We start from the raw sequence: 16,732 nt of genomic DNA, 5'->3' as shown, positions 1-16,732 counted from the left end.
CCGCTAATCTCGGCTCAGAGCAAATCGCTCGAAACATCGAGTTCGCGCACCCGCCGCTTCTGCCGCGCCGCGTCGACCAGCCGGCGCATTTCCTCGCGCCGCTCGGCCGCGCGCTCGATATAGGGCATCACCAGCGCGCCCGCGCGCGTCGTCTCGTCGCTCGAATCGATGCCGATCGTGCCGATCCCCGCCCATTGGTTGATCAGGGTGAAATCCATCCGGACGTCCTTGACGCGGTACAGCTCGATCTCGTCGATGCTTTTGACAAAAATGCCCTTGCGCAGGATCAGCCGGTCCTCGGTCAGTTCATAGGTCACGTCGAGAAAGCGGATCCACTGGACGAGGATGATCAGGAAGCCGACGCCGACGAGGCACAGGAGCAAGGTCAGCCATCCGAGCAGCGTTCCCCGCAGCCAGCCCCAGGTCGAAGAACGAAAGCGGTCGAGGACTTCGGGCATGGGCGTCTCCTGCGTTCAGATGAGATAGATCACAACATAGCGCGCGACCAGCAGCGAAAGGATCGCGATGCTCCAGCGGCGATCCTTGACGACCATTGCGGCGGCCATCAGCGCCACGAGAACGAGGGTCATGATCCACGCGATCGGGCGCGCCAGACTTGCCGCCAGGTCGGGCAGCGACAGATAATAGCCCAGCTGCGCAACAGCAGCACCAGCAACAACCCCAGCACGATGCGCCGGACGCGGAAATAATGGACGTCGAGATTGGCGAACCCCTCCGGGTGCGAGGGAAAGACCAGCCGCGCGGCGAGGAAATAAACGCTGGCGAAGGCGGCGACCGCCATCAGCGTGGTGGTCGACACCGCGATGCTGCCGCGCGCGACCCACGCCGCGCTCCAGAAGGATAACAGGTCGAGCATGACAAAGATCGCGAGCAGCGGGGTCAGCCAGCCGATCGAAAACGCCTCACGCTCCGCCTGCGCCGCAAAGCGCACCTCGAGCGCGCGGCCCAGTCCGCCGAGCAGTTCGACCATCGAGAGGCCGAGCAACAGGCTGTAGAGAGCGAAGACAAATTCGAAATCGCTCATGCAGCGCTCCATTCTTCGGGCAGGATCGCGCGATACGCCGCAACCCCCGGCGCGCCGCCCACGACGACGCCCTGCATGAGCAGCCAGTAATGGCGCACGATCTCGGCTTGCTGCTCCAGCCCATAGCGTTCCAGCAGCCAGCCAGGTTTCAGGCTGTAGCCATAGGTCGCGAAGGGGTGGCGCATCAGTACCAGATACCAGCGGCCGCGCGTCTGCGCCTGCCACACATGCGTCATTTCGTGGATGAACAGCCCTTTGAGGCGCTGCGACGCGGCACTGAAATCGTCGCAGTACAGATTGCCGTGCGGGTTGAAATGCAGGCTGCCCATCGGCGCCATCACGACGCCGCGCGGCTGGAAGAATATCCATTTATGGTGACAGATGCGCACGCAGTCATAGGCGATCGCGTCGCCGAACACGGTCCGGGCGAGCGCGATTTCCCCCGGCGTCAGCGGTCGCGACGGACGCGGCACCCCGCGTTTATTTCTTCGCAGCGTCCGGCGCCGCCGTTTCGGCGCCCTTCTCCATCGAACCATGGCCCATTGCGCCATGGTCGGCGGTGGCCGCGCCGCCTTCGGCGGGCTTGATCACCATGTCGAAGAGGATGCGTTCATTATTGTTGTTGGTAAAGACGAACGCCATCGGCAGCTTGCCGGCGCGCACGGCGGCGCCGTTGATGCCCCAGATCATCAGATGCTTGCCGCCTTGCTTGAACACCAGTTCGCCCTTGGCGGGAACCTCGGCGCGGAGCAGCGGCTTCATCGTCATCATGCCGTTTTCCTTGACGCTTTCGTGCATCTCGACGCGCTGCGCGAGGTCGGCGGTGACCGCGACGAGTTCGACCGGCTGCGGCCCGCCTTGGACGCGGAAATAGCCCACCGCCGGACGATCCGGGGTCGCCCCCATCACGATATGTCCGCTGACCACGTTGAGCGGCTTTCCGGCGCCCAGATTTTCGCCGCAGCCCGTCAGGCTGAGCGCGGTGGCGGCAAGGGCGGCAAGGGCAAAGGGTTTCATTTTGGGAGGACTCCGTAAAAGCGCGATATTTTCGGATTCCAGATAGGCGGTCAAAACCCTTGTGCCAAGGATTAGCGCACCTATATCGCCCCCATCAAACCCCATGGGACTCAACGGACGGCGTGCCTTTTCAGGGCGCCGGAGAAGCAACAAGGACCTATTATCAATGGCCAAAGTGATCGGGATCGACCTCGGCACCACGAACAGCTGCGTCGCGGTGATGGAAGGCGGAAAACCCAAAGTTATCGAAAATGTCGAAGGCACGCGCACGACTCCGTCGATCGTCGCCTTTGCCAAGGATGGCGAGCGCCTGATCGGCCAGCCGGCGAAGCGCCAGGCCGTCACCAACCCCGAAAACACGATTTTTGCGGTGAAGCGCCTGATCGGCCGCCGCTTCGACGATCCGATGACCAAGAAGGACATGGAACTCGTCCCCTATACCATCGTCAAGGGCGCCAACGGCGACGCGTGGGTCAAGGCGGGCGGCGAGGATTATTCGCCGTCGCAGATCAGCGCGTTCATCCTCCAGAAGATGAAGGAAACCGCCGAAGCCTATCTGGGCGAAAAGGTCGAGCAGGCGGTGATCACCGTTCCCGCCTACTTCAACGACGCACAGCGCCAGGCGACCAAGGACGCCGGCAAGATCGCGGGCCTCGAAGTGCTGCGCATCATCAACGAGCCCACCGCGGCCGCGCTCGCCTATGGCCTCGACAAAACCGAGAACAAGACGATCGCCGTCTATGACCTTGGCGGCGGCACCTTCGACATCTCGATCCTCGAAGTCGGCGACGGCGTGTTCGAGGTGAAGTCGACCAACGGCGATACCTTCCTCGGCGGCGAGGATTTCGACAGCAAGCTGGTCGAATATCTCGCCGACGGGTTCAAGAAGGATGAAGGCATCGACCTGCGCGGCGACAAGCTGGCGCTCCAGCGGCTCAAGGAAGCCGCCGAAAAGGCGAAGATCGAGCTGTCGTCGGCCGCGACGACCGAGGTCAACCTGCCGTTCATCACCGCCGACGCCAACGGGCCGAAGCACCTTGTCAAGACGATCACCCGCGCCGACCTTGAAAAGCTGGTCGAAGAGCTGGTCAAGCGCACCCTCGAGCCGTGCAAGAAGGCGATCAAGGACGCCGGTGTTTCGGCGAGCGAGATCGACGAAGTCGTGCTCGTCGGCGGCATGACGCGTATGCCGCGCGTGCGCGAAGTCGTGAAGGATTTCTTCGGCAAGGAACCGCACACCGGCGTGAACCCCGACGAAGTCGTCGCGATCGGCGCCGCGATCCAAGCGGGCGTGCTGCAGGGCGACGTCAAAGACGTGCTGCTGCTCGACGTGACCCCGCTGTCGCTGGGTATCGAGACGCTGGGCGGCATCATGACCAAGATGATCGACCGCAACACGACGATCCCGACCAAGAAGTCGCAGGTTTATTCGACGGCCGACGATAACCAGTCGGCGGTGACGATCCGCGTGTTTCAGGGCGAGCGCGAAATGGCGCAGGACAACAAGCTGCTCGGCCAGTTCGATCTCGTCGGCATCCCGCCCGCCCCGCGCGGCGTGCCGCAGATCGAGGTGACCTTCGACATCGACGCCAATGGCATCGTGTCGGTCCATGCCAAAGACAAGGGCACCGGCAAGGAACAGCAGATCAAGATCCAGGCCAGCGGCGGCCTGTCGGACGCCGACATCGACCAGATGGTCAAGGACGCCGAACAGTTCGCCGAAGAGGATAAGGCGCGCCGCGAAGCGGCCGAAGCGAAGAACAACGCCGAAAGCCTGATCCACTCGACCGAACGCCAGATCGCCGAACATGGCGATAAGGTTGACGCGGGCCTGAAGTCCGAGATCGAGGCCGCGATCGCCGAAGCCAAGAGCGCGGTCGAGGGCGGCGACGCCGCTGCGATGACCGAAAAGGCCGGCGCACTCGCGCAGGTCGCGATGAAGCTCGGCCAAGCGATCTACGAGAAGGAGCAGCAGTCGGCCGCGTCCCCCGGCGCCGATGATGCCGGCGCGGCGAAGAGCGACGAAGACGTCGTCGATGCCGAATTCTCGGAAGTCGAAGACGACAAGAAGTAAGAATGAAACTCTCTCCGCCGCGCCCCTTAGGTGCGGCGGAGTTGAGGGGGCTTTTGGACTATGTCGCTCGACATCGATTATTACGAACTGCTGGAAGTCGAACGCACCGCCGACGATGCGGCGCTGAAGGCGAGCTACCGCAAGCTCGCGATGAAATATCACCCCGACAAGAATCCGGGGTGCGGCGACAGCGAAGCGCGCTTCAAGGCGATCAGCGAAGCCTATGACTGCCTGAAGGACCCGCAGAAACGCGCTGCATACGACCGCTTCGGCAAGGCCGGCGTCAACGGCGGCGCGGGCGGTTTCGGCGGCAATGGCGCCGATTTCGGCGACATCGGTGATATTTTCGAATCGATTTTCGGCTCGGCCTTTGGCGGCGGCCGCCAGCAGCGCGGACCCGCGCGCGGCGCCGACCTGCGTTACGACATGGAAATCCGGCTCGAGGACGCGTTCACGGGCGTCACGCGCGAAATCCAGGTCGACGTCGCGGCACGCTGTGAGACGTGCGACGGATCGGGCGCCAAGCCCGGCACCCAGACCAACCGCTGCACGACCTGCGCCGGCCACGGCAAGGTGCGCGCGCAGCAGGGTTTCTTCATGGTCGAGCGCACCTGTCCGACCTGCCAGGGCGCAGGCGAGGTCATCGCCGACCCTTGCAACGCCTGCCACGGCGAAGGCCGCGTTGACCGGCGCAAGACGCTGACCGTCAACATCCCGCCGGGCGTCGACGAAGGAACGCGCATCCGCCTGTCGGGCGAGGGCGAGAGCGGCGCGCGCGGCGCGGCGCCGGGCGACCTTTACATCTTCCTCCACATGGCGCGCCACAAGGTGTTCGAGCGTGAGGGCACGACGCTGTTCACGCGCGCGCCGATCAGCTTCACGACCGCGGCACTCGGCGGCGAGATCAGCATTCCGGGCCTCGACGGCAAGAAGCACGACATCAATATCCCGGCGGGCATCCAGTCGGGCAAGCAGCTCCGCCAGCGCGGCGCGGGCATGCCGGTCCTGAACGGCCGCGGTCACGGCGACCTCGTCATCCAGATCGACGTCGAAACGCCGACGCGGCTCACCGCCCGGCAGAAAGAACTGCTCTGCGAATTCCGCGAGACCGAGACGGGCGAGGAATGCCCGGCAAGCCAGGGCTTCTTCGGCCGCATCAAGGAAATGTGGGACGATCTGACCGATTAACGGCGTTCACCCCAGTCCGCCAAAGCATGGCGAAGCCGTCCATAGCGGTATAAGCTACCCTCTATAGCTCCGCTATGTTCGCAACGACGAAGGGGACGATATGCAACTCGGCGTTTTTTCGGTCAGCCTCGCGGTCAAGAATCTAGCCGCATCGCACGCCTTTTATCGCAAGCTCGGCTTTGAGGACCTCGGCGGCAACGCCGAGCATGGCTATCTGATTCTGAAGAATGGCTCCACGGTGATTGGCCTGTTTCAGGGGATGTTCGAGGGCAACATCCTGACTTTCAACCCGGGATGGGATGAAAATGCCCAGTCCGTCGATCCCTTCACCGACGTGCGCGAGCTTCAGCAACGGTTGAAGGACGCCGGAATCGAGCTGACCTCCGAAGCCGATCCGACAGGCAGCGGGCCAGCGAGCTTCACGCTGGTGGATCCCGACGGCAACGCCATCCTGATCGACCAGCATCGCTAGGGTCGGCCAATCTCGCCTCTGAGTTCGGCGATGAGGGCTTTCACCTTGGGCAACCGCCCCTCCTCTTCGTCGAGGATCGCGTGGAACGCGTGGCGCTTGATCGCTTTCAGCTCGTCCGCCGCCAGCGCTCCCTCGCCCGTGACGCTGCTCGCGACGATGTCGATCAGCCGGTCGGCACCGTGGAGCCGTCCCCACAAATAGTCGTTCTCGCGGTACGCGCGGCTGAAGAAGGCCCCGAAGCTGTTGAACTCGACCCCCTTGAGCATCGCCGCCGCGCCGCCGGTGCGGATCGCGGTCGCGTCGGAGGGCGAGATGCGGTCGATCTTGATCGGGTCGAATTCGTCGAACCCCTCCCCCTGCAACAGCGGCAGCGTCGCGATGTCGTAAAAGGGATAGCCCAGATAGGCGAAGAGCATCGTCCGCCGGTCGTCTCTGGGCAGTTTGGCGAGCGCCGCCGCGATCACCTCGTCAGTCGCTGCATCGAGCGCGACAAGGTCGCGGCGCGCGGCGATCGCGTCGATCCACTGCCCGGGCTCGGTATCGGCAGGCACGTCGAGGTCGGCGAGCCACGCATCACCCTCGCGCTCGAGATATTGGCCGAGCGCGGCAAAGATCGTCTCGCGCATTTGTTCGCACGCCGGATCGCGCCGCTCGCGCGTCGCCTCGACCGATGCGTCGAGTTCCCGCGCAAGGAAGCGCAGGCGGCGAATACGGAAACCAAGGTCGTGGGTGCGGAAAAATTCGATCGCCTCGCCGCTCGCACCCGCACCCTTCTTGCCCGAAATCCGGTCGAGCCCGCGCGCGCGCGCTTCGGTCCACATCGCAATCCGGCGGTTGATCACATGCACCGGCCCCTCGGGCGGGACGAGCCGGTCGACGACGTTTGCGATTTCGTCGATCACCGCCGACAGCTTGAGATGCCCATAGGGCGCAAAGGCGAAACCCGCGCGCGCCGCCGCCTGATCCTGCGCCTTCGCGCGCCATTTCGCGAGCCGCGCCGGGGTCGGCGTGTCGAGGAAGAAGGTCGTGCCGAACAGCGCCGCGACCTGCTCCTCGACCTCGACCTTCATCGCGTCGATGATGTGCTGCATGCGGCGAATGCGGCGCGACATGCCCTCGATCATCTCGATATTTTCGCGAATCGGCTGTTCGCGCGGGATCGCCGACAGCGAGCCGAGGATCGTCGGCAGGAAGCCGGGAAGCTGACCCTGTTCGTCGGGTTCCCCCGGCCTGCCGATGCTGATCGATTTATAGTCGGGCTTGGGATCGATATAGATGAAGCGCCGGTCGATCTCGCGCCGCGCCGGGCGCTGCTTGAGCGCCGCGATCGCCGGCCGGAAGGGCGCGTTGGCGAGCACCGACCCGTCGATGAGCACGCGGTCGGCGGGGTCGGCATCGCGTGCGCGCGGCAACTGCGCGCGGATGAAGGCGTCGCGGCCGGGCCAGCGGGCGCCGCGCTTTTCCAGCGCCGTGTCGAGCTCGCGCAGCGTGAAGGGCGGAAAGGCGCCCGGAAAACTTGCGGTCGCGCGCGCCGCAGCGACGAGCCCCGGCACATCGTCGAGCCGCTTGCCCGCGCGGCCGTCCTGCCGGAATTGCATGACTAGCCGATGCTCCTGCTCGGTCACGCGCGGCGGACTGTTGAGCGTCAGCTGTTCCTTGTGCCCGGCAAAATCGGTGACCGATACGATCAGGTCGATGGGCTGCGCGGCGGGGACCAGCGGCGGGCCGTGCGTGCCCGCGTCCATCGCGTCGAAGGCGTCGAGGAGCAAGTTGGTGAACGTCTCGCCGCCAAAGGGCGGTTCGAACCAGCGCGCGCGCACGAACCGCGACAGCTTCGCGCGCACCTCATCCTGCGCGCCTTCGCCGACGGTGCGGTCGATCGCGTTGCCGCGCCGCTTCATCGCCCAGCCGGCGATCGGCACCGCCCAGAATTTCGTCATCGCCGACAAGGGCCGCGCGTCGGGATCGAGCAGGCTATCGACGTCGGCGTCGTCCAGCCACAGTTCGGTGAGCGGATCGAGCGATTTGCCCGTCGCGAGCCCCCGCGCGAGGAAGATGCCGTTGATCCCGCCCGCGCTCGCCCCCGCGATGATATCGGGGAGGACGCGCAGCTTGATGTTGGCCCGATCGGCGATCGCGGCGAGCAGGTCGCGGTAGACGCCGCCCGACCCCGCCATCGCCTCGCGGTCGTGAAAAGCGCGCGAGGCTGCGGCGAGCCGCCAGATCTCTTTGGTGATGCCGTGCATATAAACGGCGAGGCTGATGCCGCCGTAACAGATCAGGGCGAAGCGTAGTTCCTTTTCCCGCATTGCTGGAGTGATAGCGCGCTTTGACGAGCCTGTCCCCTGTCCCTTGGTCGACACAGGCTTGCCTTTCCTCTTGCTTTTGCGAATGTGTCGCACTAGCGCGCGCTCCGACACAGGAGTTTTAGATGAATCGCACATTCGCTCTCGCCGCGCTCGCCTGCACGGCGCTGTCCTCGCCCACGTTCGCGCAGGATATGGCGCCCGCCGACACGACGGAGGACGAAGGCACGATCATCGTCACTGCGGCGCGCACGATCCTGCCGCCGAACGCGCTGCCTCTGACGATCGAGGTGATCGACAAGGATGCGCTCGACCAGCAGATCGCAATCGCGGGGTCGGTCACCGACGCGGTCGCGACGCTCTCGCCCAGCTTCTCGCCGACGCGCCAGAAACTTTCGGGCGCGGGCGAAACGCTGCGCGGCCGCTCGCCGCTCTATGCGATCAACGGCATCCCGCAATCGACCCCGCTGCGCGACGGCAGTCGCGACGGTTTCACCATCGACGGCTTTTTCGTCGACCGGGTCGAGCTGATCTTTGGCTCGAACGCGCTGCAGGGGATTGGCGGCACCGGCGGCATCGTCAACCAGGTCACCGTGGGCGCGCCGACCGAAGAGGGCGTGTCGGGCCGCGCGCTGCTCCAGGCGACCGCCGACAATGATTTCTCCGACGAGGGCATGGGCGGCAAGGTCGCGGGCCTGGTCCAGTATAAGGCGGGGCGCTTCGATGCGTCGGTCGGCGCCGCCTGGGAACGGCGCGGCGTCTTTTTCGACGGCGAGGGACGCCCGGTCGGGATCAATCTGACGCAAGGCGAAACGCAGGATTCGGAAACGCTCTCGCTGTTCGGTCGCTTCGGTTACGCGGTGACCGACACGATGCGTCTCGATCTGATCGCCAGCCGCTTCGAACTCGAAGGCGACGGCGATTATGCCGCGGTTGCGGGCAACAAGCTTGGCGGCGTGCCGACGAGCGCGGAGCCGGGGATCGCGCCGGGCGTCCCCGCAACGGGGCGCACCGAAAGCGTCGCGCTGTCGCTCACCGACACCGACCTTGGCGGTGGCAATTTCATCAGCCAGATTTTCTGGAACCGCAGCCGCGACACCTTCGGCGGCGAACCCAACCCGATCGCGACCTTTCAGGACCCGGCGATTGCGCAGACGGGCACGCTGTTCGACCAGTCGCAGAACCGCAGCCGCAAATATGGCGGCAAGCTGAGCTATGAACGCACGGTGCCGGGGCTCGATGCGCTGACGCTGATCGCGGGGTTCGACGCGCTGTGGGATTCGACCGAGCAGCGGCTGATCGCGACCGACCGGGCCTGGGTGCCGCCGACCGATTTCCGTAGCCTTGCGCCCTTCGGGCAGGCGAACCTCAAGCTCGCAGACGGTCTTGTCCGGCTCGCGGGCGGCGTGCGCTACGAAAATGTGAAGATCACGATCGACGATTATCGCACGCTCGCGTCGACCACCTTCGTTGCCTGCTCGGCGACGGTGACGACCAATTGTGGCCCATCGACCTATGGCGGCGTCGCCGTCGCGGGCGGCAGCCCGACCTTCGACGATGTGCTGCTGAACGGCGGCGTGATCGTTGAGCCGGTGCCCGGCATTCGCGCCTATGCAAGCTATGCCGAGGGCTATACCGTCCCTGACGTCGGCCGCATCACCCGCGCCGTCCGCACGGCGGGCACCGACATCGACAATTTCCTCGACATCTCGCCCATCGTCTCGAACAATCGCGAACTGGGGGTCGAGGTAGCGCGCGGCCCGCTTGATGCCAGCGCAACCTATTTCTGGTCGTCGAGCAAGAAGGGTCAGTTGCTCATCGCGAAGCCCGACGGCATTTTCGAGGTGCTGCGCCAGCGCGTCGAGATCGAAGGGCTCGAAATCAACCTGGCGGTCAAAATGCCGATCGACGGGCTTACGCTCTCGGCGGGCTATGCGCATATCACCGGCCGGTTCGACGACGACGAGGACGGCGTCGTCGAAACCGACCTCGACGGCGCGAATATCTCGCCCGACCGGCTGAACCTCGCCGCAGCCTATGCCAACGGCCCCGTCTCGGCGCGCGTGCAGACGCAATTCTACCTGGCGCGCACCTTCCGCGGCCCGAACCGCGACGCGCGCAACGATTTCGAAGGCTACAACCTCACCGACGCGATCGTCCGCTATCAGACCGGCCTCGGCGGGGTCAGCTTCGCGGTATCGAACCTGTTCGACAAGCAATATATCAGCTACGCGAGCGACACCCAGCGCCCGACCGACAATTTCTTCAACTTCGCGGGGCGCGGGCGGACCTTCACGCTCGGCTGGGACTACCGCTTTTAAATGATGAAGCTGCTCGACACGCTCCACCGCTGGACGGGGGGCCTGATCGGCCTGGTGCTCGCGATGCTCGGCCTGTCGGGCACGATCCTGCTCTACGAGCATCTATGGATCGGGGTGCCAGGCACGGGCGATGCGCTGCGCAGCGACCTCGCGACGGTCGCCGCGACCACCGAAAAGCTGATGGCGATGCCCGGCGCGCAGGGCATCATCTACGCAGACGAGCGCTTCAGGCTGCACCAGCTACGTTTTGGAGAGGGCGCGGGCGCATACGCCAGCCAGTCGGGCGAGATCGCGACGCGCTGGGCGAGCCAGTGGGAGCGGCCCGAACTCTGGATCTTCGACTTCCACCATCACCTGTTCGCCGGCGACAGCGGCGAATGGGTGATCGGCGTCGCGGGGCTGTGCGGGCTGTTCTTCGTGATCAGCGGCGTCATCCTGTGGTGGCGCACGCGGCGGACATTCCAGCTTCGCCTGTGGCCGAAGCGCCTGTCGCGCCCGTCGATCCTCATGCACCACCGCGACCTCGGCATCGTCGTCGCGCCCTTGCTGCTGATCTCGATCGTCACCGGCACGATGATGATCTTCCGCCCCTTCGCACTCGGCATGGTCGCGCCCTTCGGCCCTGTCGCCGAAACCGCGAAAGCGCTCGAGCCACCGAAATACCGGGGCGGCCCGCTCGCCGAAAAACCCGACTATACCGCGATGTTAACCGAGGCACGCCGCCGCTTCCCCGACGCCGAATTCCGCATCCTCAGCCTGCCCCGCAAGGCGGGCGATCCGATCAGCCTCCGAATGAAGCAGCCCGACGAATGGCTGCCCAATGGCCGTTCGACGCTGGCGTTCGACGCCGCGACGGGCGAGGTGCTCGGCGCGCGCGACGCGCTGAAACTCCCGCCCGGCGCGCAGGCTTTCAATAAGGCTTTCCCGATCCACGCGTCGAAGGTCGGCGGCTGGGCGTGGCGCATCCTGCTCACGATCTCGGGCCTCGCGATGGCGATGCTCGGCAGCCTTGCTGTATGGACCTTCTGGTTCAGGCGACCGAAAGCCGCGAAGCACCCGGCAAAGAAGACGGCGCTGGCGTCGATATAGACACGAGCTTATGCTTGGGGTGGCGTCGTCATTTTCCAAAGTTCAGTGAAGTTCAACCTTCTGCAGCCCCTATTGGCTGCGCCCGAGGAGAACACGCGCGCGCTTGCTGGCCGCTTCCTCAACCCGGGCTGCGACCGGTTTTGCCCACATATTAAAGGGCCGAACCAAGGCTGCCACAGCCGGATAATGTAGGACAGCGCTCCTTTTTTTGCTGCGGATATCCGTTTTGGCGTGGTCAGCGGACGTTGCGGCCCCACCCTTCGTCATCCCGGACTTGATCCAGGATCCATCGTACCGACGAAGTCATGGACCCCGGATCAAGACCGGGTGACGATGAAATGAAGATCGGTCTTCGGGCGTCACCCACCGTTTGCGCGAATCCATTTTTCGACCACCGGCGCAATCTCGTCGCGCCATTTGCGGCCGTTGAAAATACCGTAGTGACCCACGCCCTTCGCCATCAGATATTTCTTCTTGTCGGGGGGTAGCGTCTTGGCGAGCGTCAGCGCCGCCTTGGTCTGGCCGATTCCCGAAATATCGTCGCGTTCGCCCTCGATCGCCAAGATCGCGATATCCTCGATCGCGCCGACATCGACCGGTTGGCCGCGATGCGTCATCTCGCCCTTGGGCAGCAGATGGCGCTGGAACACGACATCGACCGTCTGGAGGTAGAATTCCGCCGTCATGTCGCACACGGCGCGATATTCGTCGTAAAATTCCTTGGTCTTGTCGGCGCTCTCGCCATCGCCGTCGACCAGATGTTTGAACATCTCCCAATGGCTCATCATATGATTGCCGAGGTTCATCGACATGAAACCCGCGAGTTGCAGGAAGCCCGGATAGACGCGGCGCCCGGCGCCCGGATACCAGGCCGGAACGGTCGCGATCACATTTTCCTGGAACCAGGCATAGGGCCGCGTCGTCGCATGTTCGTTGACCGCGGTCGGCGCCTTGCGCGTGTCGATCGGCCCGCCCATCATCGTGAGCGTTCTGGGACGGCACTTATGCTTGTCGGCAGCCATGACCGCCGCGGCGGCGAGGCTGGGCACCGACGGCTGGCACACCGCCAGCATATGCGCGCCCGGCCCGATATGCTCGAGCCACGCGATCAGATAGTCGACATAATCGTCGAGGTCGAACTTGCCGGCTTCGAGCGGGACGTTGCGCGCATCGCGCCAGTCGGTGATCCACACATCATGGCCGGGCAGCATCCGCTCGACCGTGCCGCGCAGCAGCGTCGCATAATGACCCGACATCGGCGCGACGATCAGCAACTTGGGCGCACCCTTGCTTCCCTTGTGCTTGAAATGCTTGAGCTGGCCGAACGGCTTGCGCGCCTCGATCGCCTCACTCACGCGGACCGTCTCGCCGTCAACGATCGTCTCGTACAGCTCGAACCCTGGCTTGCCGCGCGGCGCCGCCGCATGCGCAAAGACTTCGAGCGCCGAGGCGAACATCGGGCTGCCGCCGAAATAGCCGAGCGGATTCGCCGGATGCTGCATGACCTGGGCGCCCGCGGTCGCGAGCGCACTCGCCCCGGCGAGCCAATTCTTCTGCATGTCAAACGCGTGATACAGCATATTCAAATCGTTCCTTGCGTAGCCCGGCGGCGCTCTGTCGGCACCTGCTCCTTGGCGGGCAGTCTAGGGGCTCGATTTCATTGTGCAATGCATCAAAATCACTGCGGGGCGTATCGAAAGCGAATAATCGTTGCTGCCGCGCGGCTTTATGATCGCGCCGCTTCAAAGCGCGTGAAGTCAGGCCGCATTCTGCATCGTTGAGCGCTGAGGTCGGCGCTGCTAGGGCCGGTGCGATGGCAAGCCAACCCGATCTTTCCGACGCGAAAGCCTCCACCGAACCCCGCCGCAAGCTCGGCAGCCTGCGCATGGTGTGGCATTATGCCAGCCGCTATCCGCTGCAACTGGTGATCGCCGCGATCGCGCTCGGCATCGCCGCGCTCGCGACGCTTGCCATCCCCTGGCAGTTCAAGGCGATGATAGACAGCGGCTTCATCGCCGGCGGTGGCGACGTCGCGCCGCATTTCCGGCTTTTCTACGCCATCTGCGTCGCGCTCGCGCTTGCCACAGCGCTGCGCTTCTACTTCGTCAGTTGGCTTGGCGAGCGCACGGTCGCCGATATCCGGCAGGCGGTCCAACGGAACCTGCTGCGCCTCGCTCCCGGTTTCTTCGAGGAAAATCGTCCGTCCGAAATCGCGTCGCGGATGACGTCGGATACCGCGATCATCGAGCAGGTCGTCGGCACCACCGTTTCGGTGGCCTTGCGCAACACCGTCATGGGGATCGGCGGCATCATCTATCTGTTCAGCCTGTCGCCAAAGCTCACCGCAGGCATCCTGCTCGGCATCCCTGTCATCATCCTGCCGATCGTCCTCCTCGGCCGCCGGCTCCAAAAAGTCTCCCGCACCAGCCAGGACCGCGTCGCCGACATCGGCGCTACCACAGCCGAACAAATGGGGGCGATGAAGATCGTCCAGGCGTTCGGGCAGGAAGCGCGCGAGGCCGACCGTTTCGCCGCAGCGGTCGAGGCGAATTTCGCAACCGCGAAGCGCCGGATTCGCCTGCGCGCGATCATTACCGCGACGGTGATCGGCCTGCTCTTCGGGGCGATCACCACCCTGCTCTGGTACGGTGCCGAGGGGGTCGCCCAAGGGACGATCACGGGCGGCACCATCGCCGCCTTCGTTCTTACCGGGGGCCTCGTCGCGGGTGCTTTCGGGGCGCTGACCGAAGTCTATGGCGACCTTCTCCGCGCCGCCGGCGCGGCCGAGCGCTTGAGCGAATTGCTGAACGCCGAAGCGACGATCGCCCCGCCCGCGAAGCCGAGCCGCTTTCCCGAACCGTCGGTCGGGACGCTCGAGTTTGCGAACGTCGAGTTCCATTATCCGACGCGCCCCGACGCCCCCGCACTCCACGATTTCAGCCTTGCGATCCGCCCGCGCGAGACGGTCGCCATCGTCGGCCCGTCGGGCGCGGGCAAATCGACGCTTTTCCAACTCGCCGAGCGCTTCTACGATCCGCAGCGCGGGCAGATCCGCCTCGACGGCGTGCCGCTCATCGACGCCGACCCCGCGGACATCCGCGCGCGCATCGCGATGGTACCGCAAGAAACGGTGATTTTCGCTGCCTCCGCGCGCGACAATCTGCGCTATGGCAATTGGGACGCCACCGACGAGCAATTGTGGAATGCGGCGCGCGCCGCCAATGCAGAGGAGTTTTTGCGCAAACTGCCGCAGGGGCTCGACACCTTCATGGGCGAAGGCGGCGCCCGCCTGTCGGGCGGCCAGCGCCAGCGCGTCGCGATCGCCCGCGCGCTGCTCCGCCGCGCGCCGCTCCTGCTGCTCGACGAAGCGACCTCGGCGCTCGACGCCGAATCCGAAAAGCTCGTCCAGGACGCGCTCGAAACACTGATGCACGACCGCACGACGATCGTCATCGCGCACCGCCTCGCGACCGTACGCGCCGCCGATCGCATCGTTGTGATGGACGACGGCCGGATCGTCGAAGAAGGCAAGCATGACGAACTCGTCGCCGCCGACGGCCTTTACGCCCGCCTCGCGCGGCTCCAGTTCCAGGACAGTCTCGCCGCAGCCTGACATCCACCCACCGAAGGATATGACGATGCTTTACGACCTGACCGTACCGGCGTGGCAGAATGGCCTCAAAGCGCTCTCCAGCGAATTGGCGCGCGCACGCACCTGGGGCGAGGAAAATGCCGTGGGTGAATTGCAGTTCGCCGTCGCGCGACTCGCGCCCGACATGTTCCCGCTCGCATCGCAGGTCCGCTTCAGTTGCGCGCAGACGTTGCAACCACTCGCGCGGCTCGCCGGTATCGACATACCGGACTTTGCCGAGGACGCTCCCGGTTTCGGCGGTATGCAGGAGCAGATCGCGGCGGCGCTCGCCATTCTCGAAACGGTCGACCGCGACGCCATGGGCAGCGATCCCGATCATATGGTCAGCTTTACCCTGCCGAACGGCATGACCTTCGACATGCGCGCCTTCGACTATGTCCGCGACTGGGCCCAGCCGCAGTTTTTCTTCCACCGCACGACGGCCTACGCGATCATGCGCCATATGGGCGTCCCGCTCGGCAAGGCCGATTATGTCGGCTATATGATGCGCTATCTGCGCGCCGGCACGGCCCCGGCGGCCTGACCGGCGGCGGGCGCCGCCCGCGTCAGATCAGCCCGCTATATTGGTGGATGCCGGGAAAGGCGAGCTTGGTCCCGCCGTTGCGCCGGATCGCGCCGATCGCTTCGTCGACGCGCAGATAGCGCGCCCGCGCATCGGGTTCGAGCAGGATCGCCGCGGGCTCGGGCCGCTCGGCGGCCCGTTTCACCAACAGGCCAAGTTGGGCAAGGTCGACCGCCTCGTCGTTCCAGCGGATCACGTCAGCGGTGTCGATGGTCACGCGATTTTCTTCGAGTATACGGCTGTTCGCTGGCGGTTCGCCGGGCAATGTCACATCGACGCTGTGCGTCGGCCGCGGGATGGTGATGATGAACATCACCAACATCACCAGCATGACATCGATCAGCGGCGTCGTGTTGATATCGGGCCCGCCGCTGGGGTCGGCCCGGAAAATGCTGCGATGGAACAGGCTACGGCGTCTTTGCATCGTCACTCTCCCCGCAAAGGGATGCCCGCATGCGTCGGGCATCCGCCCCGGACGAGGGCTCAAGACCATCCCGCGCCCTCAAAGTGATGGTATATCATCTTTGGAGCTTGGCAAGCGAGATCCGAATCCGCGCCGGTCGGCACCGACGACAGCACGCGCATAAAGAAAGGGCGGCACCTTGCGGTACCGCCCTTCTTTTTCTTCCAGTCCCCGTCGGGGATGGAAATCGGTCTTACATGCCCGAGTTCGGACCGTAAGTGATTTCCACGCGACGGTTCTGGTCGTTGCGGACGCCGTCGGCGGTCGCAACGGCCGGACGGGTTTCGCCGAAGCCCTGCGCGCTGATCGAGCCATCCGAGATACCGCGAGCGGTCAGATAGCTGCGAACCGCGTCGTTGCGGCGGTTCGACAGGCCGACGTTGTACGTCGCCGAACCCGAACGGTCGGCGTGACCGGCGAGCATGACCTGCGTACCCGTGCAGCCACGGTTGTAGGCGCTGATCGCGTTGTCGAGCGTCGAAGCCGCTTCCGGCGTGATGTTCGACTGATCCCAGTCAAAATACACGATGTACGGTCCGGGCG

At 64.9% G+C, this 16,732-nt stretch carries 15 protein-coding genes; 7 read left to right on the top strand and 8 right to left on the bottom strand.

From position 1 onward, the window contains the following. Positions 1 to 14: 14 nt before the first annotated feature. The 4 genes from ATE71_RS14300 to ATE71_RS14285 all read right to left on the bottom strand — a co-directional run bounded on the left by ATE71_RS14300 (position 15) and on the right by ATE71_RS14285 (position 2,062). A complete protein-coding gene (locus ATE71_RS14300; RefSeq protein ID WP_058804045.1) occupies positions 15 to 458 on the bottom strand; it encodes a PH domain-containing protein in 444 nt (147 codons plus the stop codon). A 128-nt stretch (positions 459 to 586) separates the two neighbouring features. Then, a complete protein-coding gene (locus ATE71_RS14295) occupies positions 587 to 1,045 on the bottom strand; it encodes a hypothetical protein (RefSeq protein WP_235588031.1) in 459 nt (152 codons plus the stop codon). Further along, complete coding sequence (locus ATE71_RS14290; RefSeq protein WP_058804044.1) at positions 1,042 to 1,518, bottom strand: hypothetical protein; 477 nt, start codon at positions 1,516 to 1,518, stop codon at positions 1,042 to 1,044. The genes ATE71_RS14295 and ATE71_RS14290 overlap by 4 nt, the downstream gene beginning before the upstream one ends. A gap of 7 nt (positions 1,519 to 1,525) precedes the next feature. Continuing rightward, positions 1,526 to 2,062: a copper chaperone PCu(A)C gene (locus ATE71_RS14285; protein ID WP_058804043.1), complete on the bottom strand. Its 537-nt coding sequence runs from the start codon at positions 2,060 to 2,062 to the stop codon at positions 1,526 to 1,528. A gap of 166 nt (positions 2,063 to 2,228) precedes the next feature. Between ATE71_RS14285 and dnaK the strand changes: the two genes are divergently transcribed. The 3 genes from dnaK (at position 2,229) to ATE71_RS14270 (ending at position 5,796) form a co-directional block, all read left to right on the top strand. Continuing rightward, on the top strand, positions 2,229 to 4,136 hold the full coding sequence (gene dnaK / locus ATE71_RS14280) for a molecular chaperone DnaK (protein ID WP_058804042.1): 1,908 nt from the start codon (positions 2,229 to 2,231) through the stop codon (positions 4,134 to 4,136). 60 nt (positions 4,137 to 4,196) lie between these two features. Next, on the top strand, positions 4,197 to 5,324 hold the full coding sequence (dnaJ, locus tag ATE71_RS14275; protein WP_058804041.1) for a molecular chaperone DnaJ: 1,128 nt from the start codon (positions 4,197 to 4,199) through the stop codon (positions 5,322 to 5,324). Positions 5,325 to 5,424: 100 nt separating this feature from the next. Then, positions 5,425 to 5,796, top strand: a complete 372-nt coding sequence (locus tag ATE71_RS14270; protein ID WP_058804040.1) for a VOC family protein — start codon at positions 5,425 to 5,427, stop codon at positions 5,794 to 5,796. Here ATE71_RS14270 and ATE71_RS14265 read toward each other — a convergent pair. Next, complete coding sequence (locus tag ATE71_RS14265) at positions 5,793 to 8,105, bottom strand: patatin-like protein (protein WP_058804039.1); 2,313 nt, start codon at positions 8,103 to 8,105, stop codon at positions 5,793 to 5,795. The genes ATE71_RS14270 and ATE71_RS14265 overlap by 4 nt on opposite strands. A gap of 122 nt (positions 8,106 to 8,227) precedes the next feature. On the opposite strand from ATE71_RS14265, the gene ATE71_RS14260 reads away from it, so the two are divergent. Both ATE71_RS14260 and ATE71_RS14255 read left to right on the top strand, forming a co-directional pair. Then, positions 8,228 to 10,423 (top strand): TonB-dependent receptor, encoded by a 2,196-nt coding sequence (locus ATE71_RS14260; RefSeq protein ID WP_058804038.1) that lies wholly within the window; start codon positions 8,228 to 8,230, stop codon positions 10,421 to 10,423. A 3-nt stretch (positions 10,424 to 10,426) separates the two neighbouring features. Continuing rightward, the gene (locus ATE71_RS14255; protein ID WP_058804110.1) at positions 10,427 to 11,512 is read left to right on the top strand and encodes a PepSY-associated TM helix domain-containing protein; all 1,086 of its coding nucleotides are present in this window, start codon (positions 10,427 to 10,429) and stop codon (positions 11,510 to 11,512) included. Positions 11,513 to 11,871: 359 nt separating this feature from the next. Here ATE71_RS14255 and ATE71_RS14250 read toward each other — a convergent pair whose 3' ends face one another. Further along, a complete protein-coding gene (locus tag ATE71_RS14250; protein ID WP_058804037.1) occupies positions 11,872 to 13,092 on the bottom strand; it encodes a polyhydroxyalkanoate depolymerase in 1,221 nt (406 codons plus the stop codon). A 233-nt stretch (positions 13,093 to 13,325) separates the two neighbouring features. On the opposite strand from ATE71_RS14250, the gene ATE71_RS14245 reads away from it, so the two are divergent. Together ATE71_RS14245 and ATE71_RS14240 are read left to right on the top strand one after the other, a co-directional pair. Beyond that, positions 13,326 to 15,125 (top strand): ABC transporter transmembrane domain-containing protein, encoded by a 1,800-nt coding sequence (locus ATE71_RS14245; RefSeq protein WP_058804036.1) that lies wholly within the window; start codon positions 13,326 to 13,328, stop codon positions 15,123 to 15,125. 25 nt (positions 15,126 to 15,150) lie between these two features. Next, complete coding sequence (locus tag ATE71_RS14240) at positions 15,151 to 15,687, top strand: DUF1993 family protein (protein ID WP_058804109.1); 537 nt, start codon at positions 15,151 to 15,153, stop codon at positions 15,685 to 15,687. A gap of 22 nt (positions 15,688 to 15,709) precedes the next feature. Here the strand turns inward: ATE71_RS14240 and ATE71_RS14235 are convergent, their stop codons facing one another. Together ATE71_RS14235 and ATE71_RS14230 are read right to left on the bottom strand one after the other, a co-directional pair. Continuing rightward, complete coding sequence (locus ATE71_RS14235; RefSeq protein ID WP_058804035.1) at positions 15,710 to 16,150, bottom strand: ExbD/TolR family protein; 441 nt, start codon at positions 16,148 to 16,150, stop codon at positions 15,710 to 15,712. Between the two features lie 232 nt (positions 16,151 to 16,382). Further along, positions 16,383 to 16,732: OmpA family protein (locus ATE71_RS14230; protein ID WP_152998793.1), on the bottom strand; the 350-nt coding region annotated here is incomplete at its 5' end.

This window comes from Sphingopyxis sp. H115, from assembly GCF_001468465.1.
Lineage (GTDB): Bacteria > Pseudomonadota > Alphaproteobacteria > Sphingomonadales > Sphingomonadaceae > Sphingopyxis.
Note: the sequence above shows the minus strand (reverse complement) of the source record. Positions and strands in the feature narration are given on the sequence as shown.